A 16,818-nucleotide genomic window follows, 5' to 3' on the forward strand; every position below is an offset into this window, starting at 1 on the left:
TGCCTCCTCCGCGTCTATGGAGGATCACTAAAGCAATCAAACGCGATCAAACGCAAGCTAACGTTGGCATCTACGCTGTCGGCGGAGGTGAGGGCATGCGGTGGCAGCAGCTCTTCGCGGACCTGCAGGTGCAGTTCGAGGCTGCGGCGGAGGCGGAGTCGAGGGCGGAGTGGGCCTCGCGCGCCCGCGCGGAGATGGGGGCGGTCCGGCTGGTCGACCGCCTGGGCGGATCGATCGGGGCGGAGCTCGTGCTGACCTGTCGAGGGGCGGGCCGCGTCAGCGGCGTGCTCACCGACCTCGGGGTCGACTGGCTGCTGCTCGCCGGTGAACGTGGACGTGAGGAGCTCGTGGCGATGGGCGCGGTGCGAGCGGTCGCCGGGCTGGGCCGGTGGACCGCGCCCGAGCGGGAGGACGGCGCGGTGCGGGCACGGCTGGACCTCCGTCGTGCGCTGCGCGGGCTCGCGCGCGACCGCAGCGCCGTCCAGGTCCTGCTCGACGACGGCGCAGTGCTGACCGGCACGATCGACCGGGTGGGCGCCGACCACGTCGAGCTCGCCGAGCACCACGCGGACCAGCCGCGCCGGCCGGCGGCGGTGCGGCAGGTGCAGGCGGTGGTCATCGACGCCGTGGCGGTGGTCCGGACCCTCGTGCCCGGCTGGGACTGAACGGTCAGACGCGTTGTTCGGAAGCCTCCGCCGTCGCGTCGCCGGCGGCCGGCGCGGGCTCCGGTGGGACGACGCCGGCGCGGGCCTCGGCGTACTTCTGCTGGATGAACCGCTCCAGCTCGTCCACCTCGATGCGCCACTGTCCGCGCCCACCGATCTGGATGGCGATCAGCTCCTTGCGGCGGACCAGCGCGTAGGCCTGCGACCAGGAGACGTTGAGGATCTCCGCGACGTCGTCGAGGGTCAGGAAGCGGGGTGTGGGCATCGGCGTCTCCCTCCGTTCGCGGACCAGTCTGTCAGCCGTGCCGGTGGTCCGGAGCGCTGTCCACACACGAACGTGTGGATGACCGATGCACGAGGACGTCATCGTGTCGCATCATCTGCATCCGAACGCCGGCAACGGTCCGCAACCGCGGGCCGGTGCGCCGAACCCGGCGCCCGGCGTGCTGGCAGAGATGAGGTGGCGTGACCGCCGTGCGCAACCCGGGCACCGTCCCGGAGACCACCGAGCTGCCGGCCGGCCCCACCCCGCGGCGGGTCGGGGCCCCGGGCTGGCTGGACCTGCGGCTGGTGCTGGGCATCCTGCTCGTCCTCGCCTCGGTCCTGCTCGGCGCACGGGTGGTGAGCGCCGCGGACGCGACGGTGCCGGTCTGGAGCGCCGCGGACGACCTCGCGGCCGGCACGCAGATCACCGCCGACGACCTCGTGGTGGTCGACGTCCGCCTCGACGGGACGGCGGAGGCGTATCTGTCGGGGAGCACCCGGCCGGAGGGGCGCACGCTCGCCCGGGGCGTGCGGGCCGGGGAGCTCCTGCCCCGCTCGGCGCTCGAGGAGCCGTCGGAGCTGGTGCAGCTGGCGCTGCCGGTCCAGGCCGGCTACGTGCCGCCGGGGCTCCGGCGGGGACAGGTGGTCGACGTCTACGCCGTGGCCGATCCCGCAGCCGGCGCCTCGGGTGCCGCCGTCGGCAGCGTCACCCTGGTCGTCGGCGCAGCTCCCGTGCAGGCGCTGTCGGGGGCAGCCGACGGCGTCCTGTCCACCCCGACGACGACCGTGCAGGTCGTGATCAGCGTGGCTGCCGGCGAAGCGGCCGACGTGCTCGCATCCATCGCCGGTCGGCCGCTCGTGGTCGTCGCCCATGCCGCCGGAGCGGACGCGGCGGAGCGGCCGGTGTCCCCGACCCGGACCACGACCACCGCCACGCTGGCGCCGGCACCGGAGGGCGTGCCCGCGCCGGCGGGACCGGCCGGCTGATGACGCTGCAGGTCTTCACCGCCGTCACCGGCGCTGGCTGGGAGTCGGAACTGGTCGGCGCACTGGACCGGGACGATCACGGGGTCGCCGTCGTCCGTCGCTGCGTCGACGTCTCCGACCTGCTGGCCGCCGCGGCGACCGGCACCGGGCAGGCGGCCCTGCTGTCCGCGGAGCTGCGCCGCCTCGACGGAGACGCCGTGGCCCGGCTGCACGCAGCCGGGGTCGCGGTCGTGGGGCTGGTCGAGCCAGGCGACGAGCCGGCGGGGCTGCGGCTGCGCCAGCTCGGGGTCGCCCATGTGCTGCCGGCCGACGCCGATCCGGAGGTCATCGCCCGCGCGCTGCGCGACGCCGTAGCCGGCGTCCCGGCCGCGGGCCACGACGTCGCCGATCCGCGCGCGGCCCTGCCGCTGCCCGGGACGCCGGTCCAGCCCGAGCCGCCGACCGGCGGCCGGGGTCGGGTGGTGGCCGTGTGGGGCCCGACCGGTGCACCCGGCCGCACCACCGTCGCGGTCGGGCTCGCCGACGAGGCCGCCCGGCTGGGAACCTCGTCGCTGCTCGTGGACGCCGACGTCTACGGCGGGGTGGTCGCTCAGGTGCTGGGGCTGCTCGACGAGTCGCCCGGGCTCGCGGGTGCGGCCCGGCAGGCGGCGGCCGGAGTGCTGGACGGTCCGTCGCTGGTCGCGCTGGCGTGGGCGGTGCGCCCGCAGCTGCAGGTGCTGACCGGTCCGGCTCGAGCGGACCGCTGGCCCGAGTTGCGGTCGGGCGCGGTCGGCACGGTGCTGGAGGAGGCCCGCCGGGTAGCGGAGCTGACCGTGGTCGACTGCGCGTTCAGCGTGGAGGACGACGAGGAGCTCTCGTTCGACACCGCCGCCCCGCGCCGCAACGGCGCCACCCTCGCCGTGCTCGAGCACGCCGACACCGTGCTGTGCGTCTCCGGCGCCGACCCCGTGGCACTCCAGCGGTGCGTGCGTGCGCTGGACCAGCTCCGCGACGTCCTCCCGGGGGTGGAGCCCGAGCTGGTGGTCAACCAGCTGCGCCGGGGGCCCGTGCCCGGCGATCCGCGCCGGGAGGTCGGGAACGCGCTCGAGCGCTTCACCGGCCGGCGGCCGCGGTGGTTCCTCCCGGCGGACCGGCGGGCGACCGACGCCGCCCTGGCGGCCGGCCGCACCCTCGCCGAGGTCGCCCCGGGCTCGGCCCTGCGCACGGAGCTGCGCACCCTGGCTGCCGAGCTGGCCGGCGCCGGCGTCCCCGCTGCCGGCCGGCGCGGGCCCTGGCGGAGCCGCCGGGCCGGCTGAGCGCCCGACTGTCCGACATCCCCCCGCCGTCGTAGCGTGAGGCCCCGGCCCGTGAGGAGAACGATGGTCGAGCGGCTGAGCACCCTGGAGGCCTCGTTCCTCTACCTGGAGGGACCAGGCACGCCCATGCACGTCGGCGGGGTGCTGGTCCTCGAGGAGCCTCCCGGCGGTGTGGACGCGCTGGCGGCGCTGATCGAGGGGCGGCTGTCCCTGGTGCCGCGGTACCGGCAGCGGGTCGCGGAGATCCCCGGCCATCTGGGGAATCCGGTGTGGGTCGACGACCCGGACTTCGCCCTCGACTACCACCTGCGGCGCTCCGGGCTCCCCCGGCCGGGCACGGAGGAGCAGCTGCTGGACCTGGTATCCCGGCTGACCTCCCGGCCGCTGGACCGCTCCCGCCCGCTCTGGGAGGCGTACCTGGTCGAGGGGCTCAGCGGGAACCGGGTCGCGGTGATCACCAAGACCCACCCTGCCCTCGTCGACGGGCTCGGCGCCGTCGACATCGGCCAGGTGCTGCTCGACGTCTCCCCGGACGCGCCGGCACCCGGTCCGGCGGAGTGGCGGCCGCGGCGGCCGCCCTCGGGCGTGCAGCTGGTGTGGTCGGCCCTCGAGGAGTACCGGCAGCGGCCGTCGTCACTGGTCGGGCTGGCGCGCTCGGCCGTGACCGACGCCCGCGCCACCGCCGTGCGCATCGGCGGCGTGGCCGGCGGGCTGGTGCGGACCGCGCGCTCGGCGATCCTCCCGGCTCCGCACAGCCCGCTCAACGCCCCCATCGGCCGGCAGCGCCGGGTCGCGGTCGCCTGCGCCGACCTCGACGACCTCAAGCGGGTGCGCAAGGCGCACGGCGGGACGGTGAACGACGTGCTGCTGACCGTCGTCGCCGGTGCGCTGCGGGAGTGGCTGCTGTCCCGCGGCGAGCCCGTGGTCGGGGGCACGTCGGTGCGCGCCCTCGTCCCGGTGTCGGTGCAGGACGAGGACGGGTCGGCCGGCAACCAGGTGTCCTCCCACCTGGTGGACCTGCCCGTCGGCGAGCCCAACCCGCGCGTCCGGCTCGCTCGGCTCACGTACGCCATGCGCGGGGTCACCCAGCACGGGAAGTCGGTCGGCGCCGACAGCCTCATCGCGCTCAGCGGGTTCGCCCCCTCCACGCTGCACGCGCTCGGCGCCCGCGCCGCGCGGGGGCTCTCCCGGCGGCTGTTCAACCTCGTGGTCACCAACGTGCCCGGCCCGCAGGTGCCGCTGTACGCGGCCGGCGGCCGCATGCTCGAGGTGTTCCCGGTGGTGCCGCTGGCCGCGGGGCAGGGGTTGTCGATCGGCATGACGTCCTACGACGGCAGGGTCTTCTTCGGCCTGAACGCCGACCGGGACAGCGTCGGCGACGTCGAGGTGCTCGCGGACCTCATCGAGCAGCAGGTCGCGGAGCTGGTCGAGACCTCGGTCTGAGCCGGCGTCCGGGCGGGCGGCTACGGTCGTCCTTCCATCGACGAAGGAGGTCAGCCGGGTGCGCGTCTACCTGCCGGCGACGACGACCGTGCTGCGGACGCTCGTGGACGAGGGGCGGCTGCCCGGTCCGCAGACCGTCTTCGCGGTGACGCCGCAGCTGCGTGAGTTCTACGCGCTCAGCGACGCCGGGGCCGACACCGAGGAGCTGGAATACGCCGCGCTGCTCGCGGCGGCGCGGGCGAGCCTGCGGCTGCTCGACCTGGACCCCTTCGCCGCACGCCGTCGGGTGGTGCTGGCCGCCGACGTGCCCGACGGCGCGGTGACGGCCATGGACGACCCGCACGTCGAGCGGGGCGCCGCCCGGGTGCAGCACGAGATCGGCCTCGCCGACGTGGCCAGCGCGCACATCGACGCCGCCGAGGCCGAGGAGGACGTGCGGGCCGCGGTGGAGGTCGTGCTCGAGGCCGACCTCGGCAGCGACGACGCGCAGTTCGTCGTCGACCAGGCCGAGGGGCACGAGCTGGGCTGGTACGCGACGCAGGAGATCGGTCCCGCGCTCGAGCTCCTCTGAGTCGGCCGTAGGATCACCACCCGTCCAGACGGGTCACCGGTGCGTCGTCGCGGGCGCCCGCTCCGGTGGGCCCGTGCGCTGCCGCCGACCCGCACGAGCGTCGACGTCGGGAGCCAGCAGATGCAGTTCGGTCGGTACTACGAGGAGTTCGAGGTCGGGGCCGTCTACAAGCACTGGCCCGGGAAGACCGTCACCGAGTACGACGACCACCTGTTCTGCCTGCTCACGATGAACCACCACCCGCTGCACATGGACGTGAACTACGCGGAGAAGACGACCGACTTCGGCAAGAACGTCGTCGTCGGGAACTACATCTACTCACTGCTGCTGGGCATGAGCGTTCCGGACGTCTCGGGCAAGGCGATCGCCAACCTGGAGATCGAGTCCCTCCGGCACGTCGCCCCCACCTTCCACGGCGACACCATCTACGGCGAGACCACGGTCCTCGACAAGACGCCGTCGAAGTCCAAGGACGACCGGGGCGTCGTGCACGTCGAGACCATCGGCTACAAGCAGGACGGCGCGGTCGTCTGCATCTTCCGCCGCAAGGTGATGGTGCCCAAGCGCTCCTACGGGGAGGCCCGCGGCGGCGAGCAGCCCGGCCGTCCCGAGCCCGCACCCCGCGGCTGATCCGCTCGCGGCGGGGCGTGCCGGCCGGTTCAGCCCGGCAGCACCCCCCAGCCGCGGAGCGTCTCCACCAGCCGGGGCGTGCAGCACAGCCCGGCGAGCGTCGCCGCGTCCGCGAAGACGACGTCGGCCGCGTCGTCGCCGGCCACCGGTCGGACGTCGGCGTCCACCAGGCCGCAGGCGATGTCGACGACGTCGTAGACGACCGCGCCGCCGTCGATGCGGATCCGGCCCACCTCAGCGCCGGCGCGCACCCGCAGCCCGGTCTCCTCCAGGACCTCGCGCTCGACGGCGGCCGCCACGGTCTCGCCCGGCTCCACCCGGCCGCCGGGCACCGACCAGAGACCGCGGCCCGGGGCGTTGCGCCGGCGCACCAGCAGCAGCCGGCCAGCGGGATCGTGCACGATCGCGCCGACGCAGGGCACCACCGGGGGCTCGGCAGCGGTCATCCCCGGAGGCTACGCAGGGCTCGTCCCGGCCGCCCGTGACCGGGACGCGCCACCCCGCGAAGTCGCCCGGCTGCGCTGCGCTTGACGATTCGGGCCGCTCCCGCGACCGTGTCCCCGATGAGTGCGTCCCCGGTCTGCCCGCGCTGCGGTGAGCCGCTGGTCGTCCGCCACGGTTCCGAGGCACAGGCCTGGTGTCACCTGCACGGCGCCGTCACGCCGCTGCACCACACCGCTCTGGTCGCGCACGACGCGATCGCGGCGGTCACCGCTGACGCCCGCGTCCCGGCGTGGGTCCCCGACCCGGTGCCGCCGGGGTGGGCGGTCACCGGGCTGGCGTGGGGCGGTGAGCCGGGGGCCCGGGCGATCGTCGTCGACTGTGCCGGGCCGGCTCCCCTCGGCGGCTCCGCCGAGCTGGTACTGGTCGCCGAGGAGCCCGGCACCGGCGTCGGCTGCGGGTACGCCGGCCTGCCGGGGCTGGACCCGGGAGACGTCATCTCCGGCCCGAGCTCGGTCGAGGTCGAGGCGGCCGGACAGCACGCGCCGCTGTGGGCGGTGCCGACCAGCGACGACCGCGCGGCGTTCGTGGGGGAGGCCTACGGCGTCTGGCTCTGGCTGGTGATGTGGCCGATGAACGCCGCCTGGCTGCTCGTCGAGCGGCTGGAGCTGCTGGACCTGCGCGAGCGCATCTACCCGGACCTGCCGCTGGGACCGCCGGGGGAGCACCTGCTGCCGGGACGCTGACCGGTCCGCAGCGGAACCCGACCGGCTCCGTCGTGACCGGCGCGTCGGGCCGGTCCGCCGTGGGGCCTGTGTTACTCATGGGACGAACGCGTCCGCCGCAGACCGGCGGGCTCCCGTGCACGCCCGGTGAGCGGGCCTGCCTCACTCACACCACGGAGGTGGCGGTGAACCTGAAGAAGGTCCTCACCTGGGTGGTCGTCGCCTTCGCGCTCTTCTACGTCATCCAGGCGCCGGAGTCGTCCGCCGAGCTCGTGCGCAACGCCGGTGAGGCCCTCGGTGACGCCGCCTCCTCGCTCGCCCGGTTCGTCGGCTCGCTCGTCTGACCCCGGTGGTCGCCCCCTCCGGCCTCCCGGCCCGCGCCGCCAAGGACGTCGAGAAGTACCTGCTCGACGACGAGGATGCGGTGGTGGCCACCCGCCGGCACTGGGCGGTGCTCGTCGTACCCACCGTGAAGTTCCTACCGGTCTTCCTCGCCGGGGGCTGGCTGCTCGTGCTCGACCCGGAGAACCGGGTCACCAGCACGATCGGGATGCTCGTCGTCCTCGCGGCCCTCGCCGTCTACGCGCTGCGCATCGGCGAGTGGTGGATGCGGCACTTCATCGTCAGCCGGCGCCGGGTGCTGCTCACCTCCGGTGTGGTCGTCCGCACCGTCACGCTGCTCCCGCTGCGGCGGATCACCGACCTGACGTGGAAGGAGACGCTGTTCGGCCAGCTGCTGGGCTACGGCACCTTCCGCTTCGAGTCCGCCGGGCAGCAGCAGGCGCTGTCGGAGATCACCTTCCTGCCGCACGCCGGAGCCCTGTACCGCCAGGTGAGCGGGCTGCTGTTCACCAGCGACTGGGGTGCCGCGTCCGGGGGCGACGACGAGGGCAACCCGGAGCCGTCGTCCGGCGGGCCGGTCGCCACCGGGGGCCGCCGGGACACCGAGCCGATCCCGGGGCTCCCGCTGCGCGAGCCGTGAGCGGCGACGGCCACCGGGTGGGCCGCGGGAGTCTGGGGCAGGCTGACCGGTGATGCGGATCGACCTGCACACCCACTCCTCGATGTCCGACGGCACCGACGACCCCGCCGAGGTGCTGGCTGCCGCCCGCGGCGCCGGCCTCGACGTCGTGGCGCTCACCGACCACGACACCACCGCCGGCTGGGCGGCGGCGGAGGCCGCCCGGCCACCGGGCCTCACGGTGATCCCCGGCATGGAGCTGTCCTGCCGCTGGTTCCCCGACGACGAGCCGCCGGTCAGCGTGCACCTGCTCGGCTACCTGTTCGACCCGCTGCACCCGGCGTTCGCGGCGGAGCGGGCGCGACTTCGCGACGAGCGCCTGAGCCGGGCGGAGCGGATCGTGACCGCGCTGGCCGCCGACGGCTACCCGGTGCGCTGGGACGAGATCGTGGCGCACGCCGGCGGTGGCGTCGTCGGCCGGCCGCACGTGGCCCGGGCCCTGGTGCGCGGCGGCGTCGTCGCCACCGTCGAGCAGGCGTTCGCCGGCCTGCTGCACCACCACGGCGGGTACTACGTGGCGAAGGACGACACCGACGTCCGGCAGGGGATCGCGCTGGTCCGTGCGGCGGGCGGCGTGCCGGTGTTCGCCCACGGGCTGGCGACCGCACGCGGCCGGGTCGTGGGCGACGAGGCGATCGCCGCCATGGCCGCGGCGGGGCTGCTCGGGCTGGAGGTCGACCACCCCGACCACACCGCGGAGCAGCGCGGGCACCTGCGGTCGCTGGCGGCGGACCTCGACCTGCTGACGACGGGGTCCAGCGACTACCACGGCACGAACAAGCGCACGCCGATCGGCGCGTGCACCACCGACCCCGAGCAGTTCGAGCGGCTGCTCGCGGCCGGGACGGGCACCGCACCGCTGCGCGGCTGACCGCGGGCCGTCGGTGGCCCCGGCTACCGTGGCGGCCGTGGACGGCGGGGTGCGGCGGTGAGCCACCAGCTCGAGATGCCGGGCATGCCGCGCCGGCTGTTCCCGGCCACGCCGAGCAAGCTGGCGACCTTCGCCGACTGCCCGCGCCGCTACCGGTTCACCTACGTCGACCGGCCGCAGCCGCCGAAGGGGCCGCCCTGGGCGCACAACACCGTCGGCTCGGCGGTGCACGCGGCGCTGCGCTCGTGGTGGGACGCCCCGGTGCCGCGGCGCACCGCGGCCGCGGCGCGCCAGCTGCTGCACGCCGCCTGGTCGCCCACCGGGTTCCGCGACGACGAGCAGTCCGAGCGCTGGCGGGCGCGCGCGACCGGCTGGCTGACCGAGTACGTCGCCGGGCTCGACCCCGCCGACGAGCCGGTGGGCACCGAGCGCACCGTCGCGGCGACCACCGAGCGGCTCGCGCTCTCCGGGCGGGTCGACCGCATCGACCAGCGGGGCGACGAGCTCGTGATCGTCGACTACAAGACCGGGCGGGTGCCCTCCACCGACGACGAGGCGCGCGGATCACCCGCCCTGGCGGCCTACGTCCTGGGCGTGCGACGCACCCTCCGGCGGCCGTGCAGCCGGGTCGAGCTGCACCACCTGCCCAGCGGCACGGTCGCGGCCTTCGAGCACACCGACCGGTCGCTGGCCAACCACGTGCGGCGGGCCGAGGACATCGCCGTGGACATCACCGCCGCCACCGAGGCGCTGGCCGGTGGCGCGGAGGTCGACACCGCCTTCCCGCCGGTCCCCGGCCGCCACTGCGGGTGGTGCGACTTCCGGCCGAGCTGCCCGGCGGGCCAGGCCGCGGGGCCGGCCCGGGAGCCGTGGAGCTTCCTCCCCGAGGAGCCGGGGGCCACCGGCTAGGTGTACTGCCCGTCTCCGGGCAGTACAGCTAGGCGATGAGGCGCTCCGCACCCACTCGGTCGAACCCAGCCCAGACGATGGGGGAGCGCTGCGCCCGCAGCGGCAGTCGCAGGACCGCCTGCCGGAAGCCACGCACCGCAGCCGTCGCCGCGGCGTCGGTCAGGCCGAGCCCGGGCAGCGAGTACAGCCGGCGCGCCCACTGCGGCAGCAGGGCCACGGCCAGCGTGGCCAGCCCGCCCCACGCCGGCTGGGCGGGGGTCAGGAACCGCACCCAGGTGGGCATCGGCGGCAGCACAATCAGCCGGTAGGCGTCCCGGGCCGCCGCGGTGGCGGCCAGCGACGGCCGCATCCGCTCGAAGTAGGCGGCGAGCTCCGCCGTCGAGGCGGGGACGTCGGCGCACGGCACCCCGACGAGCTCGGCGGCGGTCACCTGCTCGGCGACGTACCGATCGGCGTCGTCGTCGGTGAGCGGCACCCCGGCACGGCGGGCCACGCCCAGCAGTGAGTCGACCTCGCAGCAGTGCACCCAGAGCAGCAGGTCGGGGTCGTCGACCCGGTACTCGCGGCCGGTGGTCTCCTCGACGGCACCGAGCCGACGGTGGATGCCCCGCACCCGGGCCACCGCCCGCACCGCCTCGGTGCGGGTGCCGAAGGTCAGGGTGTCGACGTAGGTCGCGGTGCGGATCAGCCGCGGCCAGGGGTCGTCGCGGAACGCCCCCGAGAACCGGGCGACGCCGTCCACGGCCACCGGGTGGAGCGCCTGCAGCAGCAGGGCGCGGAGCCCGCCGACGGAGAAGGACGGGTCGGCGTGCACCCGCCACGTCACGCTGCCGGGCCCGAAGAAGCCCAGGCGGTCCTCGTCGGGAGCCCAGTCCGCCGGTGACGGCAGGGCAGTCATGCCGGGACCGCGGTGGCCCAGAAGTCGCACAGGACCTCCAGCGTGCGCGCCGGGTTCTCCACGGCGGGAGAGTGGATCGAGCTGTTGATGACCTCGTGCCGGGCGCCCAGCCGCCGCGCCATGTCGGCCTGCACGTGGGGCAACCAGGCGTCGTCGGCCTCACCGTGCGCCACGAGCACCGGCACACCGGTGGCCTTCAGCTCGGCGACCCGGTCGGGCTCGGCCAGCATCGCGTCGGCCATGCCGCGCAGCCCGGCCGCGGAGTTCCGCAGGAAGCGGCGGGCGTAGAACTCCCGGGTCGGCGCCGGCACGGCCTGGGCCCTCGGATCGGTCATCGCGACCTGCTCGAGGGTCTGGTGGACCAGCGGCACCCCGCCGGCGTCCAGCAGCGGACCGAGGTGGTCCAGCAGCTCCGCGCGACGCCCGGTGAGCCGGGACGGCCCCGAACCCAGCAGCGTGAACGTGGTGAACAGGCCGGGCTCGGCCAGCACCGCGGCCCGCGTCACCAGCCCGCCGAAACTGTGGCCGAGCAGGTGCAGCGGCTCCCCGGACTCCTGCCGGAGCACGCGGGCGACCGCGAGCACGTCGTCGCCCAGCACCTCCACCGAGTACCCGGCCGGGTCGTCGGGTCCGGGCGACTCGTACTGGCCGCGCTGGTCGAGTGCGACGACGCGGTAGCCGACCTCGGCCAGCGGCCGCAGCAGGGGAGCGAAGTCTTCCTTGCTGCCGGTGTACCCGGCCACCATCAGCACGGTGCCGCGGACGGCGGTGCCGCCGGTGTCCAGGGCGGCCAGCGGTCCGGCCCCGCCCGCGAAGGTGCGGGAGTCGGCGTCGTGGTGGGCCAGCTGGCGGAGGTCGTCGGGGGCGATGGCGAGGGGCACGTCGCGGGCATCGGAGCCACCGGGCAGGACCATGGTCCCCAGTGAACCCCGATCGCCGCGACCGTGCCGCACCGGCCCGGCGCACGGAGCGGCCTTTCCGCAGGTGCCCGCCGCGAGCCTGCGAGCGGTGGGGCCAGGGGGTCCTCGTCAGCGGTAGGCGCGCACGCCGTCCGGCAGGCGGAGCACCACGGTGCCGCCGACGGTGGTCGCCGTCCCGCCCGCCGGCACCCCGGACGCCGCCGACCGGTCCAGCTCCTCACCCGTGGCCGCGTCGCGGTGGGCGAAGCCCTGGCTGTCCGGAACCGTCAGCCGCGGCCGGTCGTCGTCGCTGACCGGTTCGCCGGGCAGGCCGGTCGCGGCCGCCTCCCAGAGGCGTCGCCCCGAGCCCGGCTCGACGGCGGTGAGGATGCCGCCGGCGGAGACCAGCACCGCACCGTCGATGGCCGACTGCCGCGCGGCGCCCTCGGCCGTGGCCGCCAGCGTGGTCTGCAGCGCGCCGTCCGCAGCGGAGCGCAGTTCCACCTCGGCGCCCGTCCGCACGCCCACGAGCAGGTCGGCGCCGAGCAGCTCGGCGTCCTCGGCGTCGGACAGCGGCAGGTCCCGCGTCCAGTGCGCGCTCCCGTCGAACCCGTCCAGCAGCCGCAGCTGCGGGACCCGGGACCCCGCGCACCGCTCCAGCACCGCCACGCCGGCGTCCCCCGCGTCCGAGCCCAGCAGCTCGCACCCCGACGGCGGGGCGTACCGCCAGCGGATGTTGTTGCCCGTCGGGTCGAGCGTGACGATCCCCGTCGGGCTGTGGGCCAGCACGATGCGGTCGGTGGACGAAAGGGTCATGTCGGCCCGGAAGTTCACGTTGCGGGTCCACGCGCGCACGCCGGTGCCGGCGTGGAGACCGACCGCCTCGTCGCACCGGTCCTCGGTCCGGAAGACGGCCACCACCACGCCGTCGGTGACGGTGAGGCCGCACAGCCAGGCGTTGTCCCGGGTGTAGTGCCAGGCCTCCTCACCGGTGGCCGGGTCGAGCGCCCGGACGCCGTGGTCGGAACCGGCCAGCACGCGTCCGCCCTCGACGACGTCGGCGGTCCGCGGGTCGCCGGAGACCGACCACACCTCGGAGACGGCACCGGCCGGCGCCCCGGTGGGGGCGTCGGCCGGTGCTGTGGTGGTGCTGTCGGTGGCGGCCGCGTCGGAGTTCCGCCAGAGCACGGCGGCGACGACGACGAGCACGAGGGTGGCCGCCGTCCAGACCCAGACGCGCAGGGGCGGGCTACCGAGGTGGTGGAACGGCCTGCCTTCAGGGACCCACCCCGAGCGGAGCGAGGGGAGGGGGGAAGGCAGGTCCTTCATCAGTCGGTGGCGGCGGCGCCGGCGTCCGAACCGCCGCGGCCGGCACCGCCGCGACGGCGACGACGACGGCGCGGTTTGGCGCTGCCACCCTCGGACGAGCTCTCGGCGCCGGCCGGAGCGTCGGCAGCCGCGGCCGAGTCCTTGCTCTCGGCGGCGGCACCGGAGCCGCCACCGCTCCGGGTACGACGGCGAGGACGGCTCTTGCCCCCGCCGGCCGGCTTCTCCTCGTCGGCGGTCCGGCTCCCCGGCCCGCGCGAGTCGTCGGTGCGGCCGGCCGGGCGGTTGCGCTTCCCGGTCTCGCCGAGGTCCTCGAGGGTCTCGGCGTCCAGGCCCTCGCGAGTGCGCTGCGAGCGGGGCAACCGGCCCTTGGCACCCTCGGGAACGTCGAGGTCGGTGTAGACCCACGGCGAGGTGGAGTAGGTCTCCGGTGGGTCGTCGAACCCGAGATCCAGCGCCTTGTTGATCAGCTGCCAGCGGGGGATGTCGTCCCAGTCGACCAACGTGACGGCGACGCCGGTGCTGCCGGCCCGGCCGGTGCGGCCGATCCGGTGCACGTAGGTCTTCTCGTCCTCGGGGCACTGGTAGTTCACCACGTGGCTGACGCCGGTGACGTCGATGCCGCGGGCGGCGACGTCCGTGGCCACCAGGACGTCGACCTTGCCGCTGCGGAAGGCGCGCAGCGCCTGCTCGCGGGCGCCCTGGCCGAGGTCGCCGTGCACGGCGGCCGCGGCGAACCCGCGGTCGACGAGCTCGTCGGCGACCTTCTGGGCGGTGCGCTTGGTGCGGCAGAAGACCATCACCAGGCCGCGGTCGCGCGACTGCAGGACCCGGGACAGCAGCTCCGGCTTGTCCAGGTTGTGCGCCCGGTAGATGAACTGGGTGGTCTGCGGAACCGTCGAGCCCTCGTCGTTGCCGTGGGCCCGGATGTGCGTGGGCTGGGTCATGAACGACCGGGACAGCGTGACGATCGGGCCGGGCATCGTGGCGGAGAAGAGCATCGTCTGCCGCTTCTCCGGGACCATCGCCAGGATCCGCTCGATGTCGGGCAGGAAGCCCAGGTCCAGCATCTCGTCGGCCTCGTCGAGGACGAGCACCTTGACCTTGCCCAGGATCAGGTCCCCCCGCTGGGCCAGGTCGAGCAGCCGGCCCGGGGTGCCGACGACGACCTCGACGCCGGTCTGCAGGGCCTGGACCTGCGGCTCGAAGGCCCGGCCCCCGTAGATGGCCTGCACGCGGATGCCGCGCTTGGTGCCCGCGGCGGCGAGGTCGCGGGAGACCTGCACGCACAGCTCGCGGGTGGGGACGACGACCAGTGCCTGCGGCACACCATCGCCGCCCTCGGCCGGCGGGGTGACCCGCTGCAGCAGCGGGACGCCGAAGCCCAGGGTCTTGCCCGTGCCGGTGCGGGCCTGGCCGATGAGGTCGTTCCCGGCCAACGCGAGGGGGAGCGTGAGCTCCTGGATGGCGAAGGTGCGGTGGATGCCCACCTCGGCCAGCGCCGCGATGATGTCCGGGTGCACCTCGAAGTCGCTGAACAGCGGGCTGTCCGGCGCGACGGGCGCGCCGCCGAACTCCTCGACGGCCTGCTCGAGCTCTTCGGGGGCCGGGGCGCCGCTCTCGGCGCGGTCGAGTTCGGCGGCGGCGGGGACGCCGTTCGGGTCGGTGTTCGTCGGGTCGGGGTTCGTGTCGGTGGAGGTCAGTGCTCTCGCCTCTGGTCGGCTGGGGGACCGGCTCCGGCGGCGGCGGTGCCGCCTCGTGCCCGTCCGCGGTCGGATGTCGCGGGATGAGTTCCAGCGCCGACGCGGCCAGCGGGACCGGGCGTCGAACACGTCCGGGAGACGGCCCAGGGGGGCATCGTCCAGCGGTCGTCAGCGCGCAGATACACGAGCGTGCCCGAAGGCTCGCCGGTTCCCATGCTAGCGCGGGCACCGGTTAGCCTCTCGGCGCCGCGCTCCCCGCTGTCGGACGCATCACTCGTCCGGGGCACGCGGGCCCTGCCCGTCGAGCTCCAGGAGTTGCCGTGCCACCGGTGGAGAACACGGCCGTCGCCGACCTGCTCGGGGTGCTCGCCTACGCCGAGCTCACCGCGTTCGACCGGCTCGCCGAGGACGCCAGGATGGCACCGACGCTCGCCGGCCGGGCGGCGCTGGCCCGCATGGCGGCCGCCGAGATCGCCCACCACGTGCAGCTCACCGCCCGGCTGTCCGAACTGGGTGTGGACCCGGCCACGGCCATGGCGCCGTTCGTGTCGGCGCTGGACACCTTCCACGAGAGCACCCGGCCCAGCACCTGGCTGGAGGGCCTGGTGAAGGCCTACGTCGGTGACGGGTTGGCCGCCGACTTCTACCGTGAGATCGCGGGCTTCCTGCCCGAGCCCGACCGCGGTCTCGTGCTCGAGGTGCTCGCCGACACCGGCTACGCGGACTTCGCGGTCCGGGAGGTGCGCGCCGCGATCGCCGCCGACCGCACGGTCGCCGGCCGCCTGGCGCTGTGGGGCCGCCGGCTGGTCGGGGAGGCCATGACGCGCTCCCAGGCGGTCATCGCCGAGCACGACCGGCTGGCCGACCTCATCGTCTCCGGAACCGGGGACCTGTCCGGCGTCGGCCGGCTGATCGAGCGGATCACCACGGCCCACACCGAACGGATGAAGGCCCTCGGGCTGAACCCCTGAAGCGGTGACGTCGTCGGCCTCCGGCCGGACCGCGGGCAACGGCCGCCCCCGTGGTGCGTGGAGCGGGTCCGTCGTGCCTGCGCGGACGCCTCCGGGGCCCACTCGGCACGGCTCTGCAGACGACGACGGGGCGCCACCGCGAGTGCGGTGACGCCCCGTCTCGGAGCCTGGTGTCAGGAGCTGGTGCCGGCGATGAACCCGACGCGGCGCTGATCGGCCGCCGCGATCTCCACGTAGGCGATGCGGTCGACGGGGACGAGGACCTGGCGGCCCCGCTCGTCGACCAGGGTGAGCAGGCCGTCCTTGGTCGAGCCCGACATGGCCTTGGCCACCTCGGCCGCGATCTCGTCAGGGGTCTTGGGGCTGTCGATGACCAGCTCCCGGGGCGAGTGCTGGACGCCGATCTTGACTTCCACGTGGGCGATGCCTCCTCGTTCGCGACTGCCCCCAACGCTAGTGCAGGGACCGGTGGGCGGACCGGTCGAGTGGATGCGCCGTCAGCGAAACGGCCCGTCAGGGAGGCGGCGGGTCGCCGTCCACCCGGGGGAAGCCGGAGATGCCACGCCAGGCCAGGGAGGCCATGAGGGCGACCGCCTCGTCGCGGGACACCGTGCCCTTGCGCGGCAGCCACCACCGCGCGCTGCTCTCCGCCAGCCCGGACAGGCCGGAGGCCAGCAGCAGGGCGCGCTCGGGGTCGGCGCCGGTGTCCGCGGCGATGACGCCGGCGATCGCCTCGACGCAGACGGCCGTGCCGCGGTCGACGATGGCCCGGACGTCCTCGTCGTTGCGCAGGTCGGACTCGAAGACCAGCCGGAAGGCCTCGCCGTCGGCGTCGATGAAGTCGAAGTACGCCCCGACGGCGGCGTTCACCCGGGCGCGGTTGTCCGCGGTGCCGCCCATCGCCTGGCCGACCCGGTCGGCCAGCTCCGACACGTGCTCCTCGAGCAGCGCCAGGTACAGCTCCCGCTTGCCGGGGAAGTGCTGGTACAGCACCGGCTTGCTGACCCCCGCCCGCACGGCGATGTCGTCCATCGCCGCGGCGTGGAAACCCTGGGCCACGAAGACGTCCTGGGCGGCGCGCAGCAGCTGCAGGCGGCGGGCGCCGCGCGGCAGTCGGGCCGTGCGCCGGTTGGCTGCGGCGGGCGATGAGGGCTGCATGGCAGGGGGATGCTACCGGCGGGCTCCTGACCAGGAAGACC

The 16,818-nt window shown here is 75.2% G+C and carries 20 protein-coding genes; 12 read left to right on the top strand and 8 right to left on the bottom strand.

The genetic code is table 11. From position 1 onward, the window contains the following. Nucleotides 1-95 precede the first annotated feature (95 nt). The gene (locus tag ACI791_RS08770) at nt 96-665 is read left to right on the top strand and encodes a hypothetical protein (protein ID WP_456585707.1); all 570 of its coding nucleotides are present in this window, start codon (nt 96-98) and stop codon (nt 663-665) included. 4 nt (nt 666-669) lie between these two features. Here the strand turns inward: ACI791_RS08770 and ACI791_RS08775 are convergent, their stop codons facing one another. Beyond that, nucleotides 670-930 carry a helix-turn-helix domain-containing protein gene (locus ACI791_RS08775; RefSeq protein WP_456585708.1) on the bottom strand — a complete coding sequence of 87 codons (261 nt, stop codon included), beginning with the start codon at nt 928-930 and terminating at the stop codon, nt 670-672. 200 nt (nt 931-1,130) lie between these two features. On the opposite strand from ACI791_RS08775, the gene ACI791_RS08780 reads away from it, so the two are divergent. From ACI791_RS08780 to ACI791_RS08800, 5 genes are all read left to right on the top strand, one after another. Further along, nucleotides 1,131-1,916, top strand: a complete 786-nt coding sequence (locus ACI791_RS08780) for an SAF domain-containing protein (RefSeq protein WP_456585709.1) — start codon at nt 1,131-1,133, stop codon at nt 1,914-1,916. Continuing rightward, a complete protein-coding gene (locus ACI791_RS08785) occupies nt 1,916-3,211 on the top strand; it encodes an AAA family ATPase (protein WP_456585710.1) in 1,296 nt (431 codons plus the stop codon). Before ACI791_RS08780 ends, ACI791_RS08785 begins: the two co-directional genes overlap by 1 nt. 63 nt (nt 3,212-3,274) lie before the next feature. Further along, complete coding sequence (locus tag ACI791_RS08790) at nt 3,275-4,654, top strand: WS/DGAT/MGAT family O-acyltransferase (RefSeq protein WP_456585711.1); 1,380 nt, start codon at nt 3,275-3,277, stop codon at nt 4,652-4,654. A gap of 58 nt (nt 4,655-4,712) precedes the next feature. Then, nucleotides 4,713-5,225 carry a DUF6912 family protein gene (locus tag ACI791_RS08795; RefSeq protein WP_456585712.1) on the top strand — a complete coding sequence of 171 codons (513 nt, stop codon included), beginning with the start codon at nt 4,713-4,715 and terminating at the stop codon, nt 5,223-5,225. 120 nt (nt 5,226-5,345) lie between these two features. After that, on the top strand, nt 5,346-5,855 hold the full coding sequence (locus ACI791_RS08800) for a MaoC family dehydratase (RefSeq protein WP_456585713.1): 510 nt from the start codon (nt 5,346-5,348) through the stop codon (nt 5,853-5,855). Between the two features lie 29 nt (nt 5,856-5,884). Here ACI791_RS08800 and ACI791_RS08805 read toward each other — a convergent pair whose 3' ends face one another. Continuing rightward, nucleotides 5,885-6,301 (bottom strand): NUDIX hydrolase, encoded by a 417-nt coding sequence (locus ACI791_RS08805; RefSeq protein ID WP_456585714.1) that lies wholly within the window; start codon nt 6,299-6,301, stop codon nt 5,885-5,887. Between the two features lie 117 nt (nt 6,302-6,418). Here ACI791_RS08805 and ACI791_RS08810 point away from each other — a divergent pair, with 117 nt between their 5' ends. The 5 genes from ACI791_RS08810 to ACI791_RS08830 all read left to right on the top strand — a co-directional run bounded on the left by ACI791_RS08810 (nt 6,419) and on the right by ACI791_RS08830 (nt 9,822). After that, complete coding sequence (locus ACI791_RS08810; protein WP_347057843.1) at nt 6,419-7,042, top strand: DUF6758 family protein; 624 nt, start codon at nt 6,419-6,421, stop codon at nt 7,040-7,042. A 164-nt stretch (nt 7,043-7,206) separates the two neighbouring features. Next, nucleotides 7,207-7,365: a hypothetical protein gene (locus tag ACI791_RS08815; RefSeq protein ID WP_456585715.1), complete on the top strand. Its 159-nt coding sequence runs from the start codon at nt 7,207-7,209 to the stop codon at nt 7,363-7,365. A 5-nt stretch (nt 7,366-7,370) separates the two neighbouring features. After that, complete coding sequence (locus ACI791_RS08820; protein ID WP_456585716.1) at nt 7,371-8,003, top strand: PH domain-containing protein; 633 nt, start codon at nt 7,371-7,373, stop codon at nt 8,001-8,003. Between the two features lie 52 nt (nt 8,004-8,055). Beyond that, nucleotides 8,056-8,913 (top strand): PHP domain-containing protein, encoded by an 858-nt coding sequence (locus ACI791_RS08825; RefSeq protein ID WP_456585717.1) that lies wholly within the window; start codon nt 8,056-8,058, stop codon nt 8,911-8,913. 57 nt (nt 8,914-8,970) lie between these two features. Then, nucleotides 8,971-9,822 (top strand): RecB family exonuclease, encoded by an 852-nt coding sequence (locus ACI791_RS08830; protein ID WP_456585718.1) that lies wholly within the window; start codon nt 8,971-8,973, stop codon nt 9,820-9,822. A 28-nt stretch (nt 9,823-9,850) separates the two neighbouring features. Here ACI791_RS08830 and ACI791_RS08835 read toward each other — a convergent pair whose 3' ends face one another. The 4 genes from ACI791_RS08835 to ACI791_RS08850 form a co-directional block, all read right to left on the bottom strand. Further along, the gene (locus ACI791_RS08835; protein WP_456585719.1) at nt 9,851-10,720 is read right to left on the bottom strand and encodes an oxygenase MpaB family protein; all 870 of its coding nucleotides are present in this window, start codon (nt 10,718-10,720) and stop codon (nt 9,851-9,853) included. After that, complete coding sequence (locus ACI791_RS08840) at nt 10,717-11,634, bottom strand: alpha/beta fold hydrolase (protein WP_456585720.1); 918 nt, start codon at nt 11,632-11,634, stop codon at nt 10,717-10,719. Before ACI791_RS08840 ends, ACI791_RS08835 begins: the two co-directional genes overlap by 4 nt. Before the next feature lie 114 nt (nt 11,635-11,748). Next, complete coding sequence (locus ACI791_RS08845; RefSeq protein WP_456585721.1) at nt 11,749-12,948, bottom strand: outer membrane protein assembly factor BamB family protein; 1,200 nt, start codon at nt 12,946-12,948, stop codon at nt 11,749-11,751. Continuing rightward, nucleotides 12,948-14,777: a DEAD/DEAH box helicase gene (locus ACI791_RS08850; protein WP_456585722.1), complete on the bottom strand. Its 1,830-nt coding sequence runs from the start codon at nt 14,775-14,777 to the stop codon at nt 12,948-12,950. The genes ACI791_RS08845 and ACI791_RS08850 overlap by 1 nt, the downstream gene beginning before the upstream one ends. A gap of 191 nt (nt 14,778-14,968) precedes the next feature. On the opposite strand from ACI791_RS08850, the gene ACI791_RS08855 reads away from it, so the two are divergent. Beyond that, the gene (locus ACI791_RS08855; RefSeq protein ID WP_456585723.1) at nt 14,969-15,619 is read left to right on the top strand and encodes a ferritin-like fold-containing protein; all 651 of its coding nucleotides are present in this window, start codon (nt 14,969-14,971) and stop codon (nt 15,617-15,619) included. A gap of 173 nt (nt 15,620-15,792) precedes the next feature. Here ACI791_RS08855 and ACI791_RS08860 read toward each other — a convergent pair whose 3' ends face one another. Together ACI791_RS08860 and ACI791_RS08865 are read right to left on the bottom strand one after the other, a co-directional pair. Beyond that, nucleotides 15,793-16,035: a DUF3107 domain-containing protein gene (locus ACI791_RS08860; protein WP_347057834.1), complete on the bottom strand. Its 243-nt coding sequence runs from the start codon at nt 16,033-16,035 to the stop codon at nt 15,793-15,795. A 97-nt stretch (nt 16,036-16,132) separates the two neighbouring features. Then, a complete protein-coding gene (locus ACI791_RS08865; RefSeq protein WP_347057833.1) occupies nt 16,133-16,777 on the bottom strand; it encodes a TetR/AcrR family transcriptional regulator in 645 nt (214 codons plus the stop codon). Nucleotides 16,778-16,818: the final 41 nt, after the last annotated feature.

Source organism: Blastococcus sp. SYSU DS0973 (assembly GCF_054051055.1).

What these genes read in the sequence shown, in the direction of transcription:
- ACI791_RS08770 (WP_456585707.1), top strand. Translation starts at nt 96, where the DNA reads ATGCGGTGGCAGCAGCTCTTCGCGGACCTGCAGGTGCAGTTCGAGGCT.
- ACI791_RS08775 (WP_456585708.1), bottom strand. Translation starts at nt 930, where the DNA reads ATGCCCACACCCCGCTTCCTGACCCTCGACGACGTCGCGGAGATCCTC.
- ACI791_RS08785 (WP_456585710.1), top strand. Translation starts at nt 1,916, where the DNA reads ATGACGCTGCAGGTCTTCACCGCCGTCACCGGCGCTGGCTGGGAGTCG.
- ACI791_RS08790 (WP_456585711.1), top strand. Translation starts at nt 3,275, where the DNA reads ATGGTCGAGCGGCTGAGCACCCTGGAGGCCTCGTTCCTCTACCTGGAG.
- ACI791_RS08800 (WP_456585713.1), top strand. Translation starts at nt 5,346, where the DNA reads ATGCAGTTCGGTCGGTACTACGAGGAGTTCGAGGTCGGGGCCGTCTAC.
- ACI791_RS08805 (WP_456585714.1), bottom strand. Translation starts at nt 6,301, where the DNA reads ATGACCGCTGCCGAGCCCCCGGTGGTGCCCTGCGTCGGCGCGATCGTG.
- ACI791_RS08810 (WP_347057843.1), top strand. Translation starts at nt 6,419, where the DNA reads ATGAGTGCGTCCCCGGTCTGCCCGCGCTGCGGTGAGCCGCTGGTCGTC.
- ACI791_RS08825 (WP_456585717.1), top strand. Translation starts at nt 8,056, where the DNA reads ATGCGGATCGACCTGCACACCCACTCCTCGATGTCCGACGGCACCGAC.
- ACI791_RS08835 (WP_456585719.1), bottom strand. Translation starts at nt 10,720, where the DNA reads ATGACTGCCCTGCCGTCACCGGCGGACTGGGCTCCCGACGAGGACCGC.
- ACI791_RS08840 (WP_456585720.1), bottom strand. Translation starts at nt 11,634, where the DNA reads ATGGTCCTGCCCGGTGGCTCCGATGCCCGCGACGTGCCCCTCGCCATC.
- ACI791_RS08845 (WP_456585721.1), bottom strand. Translation starts at nt 12,948, where the DNA reads ATGAAGGACCTGCCTTCCCCCCTCCCCTCGCTCCGCTCGGGGTGGGTC.
- ACI791_RS08865 (WP_347057833.1), bottom strand. Translation starts at nt 16,777, where the DNA reads ATGCAGCCCTCATCGCCCGCCGCAGCCAACCGGCGCACGGCCCGACTG.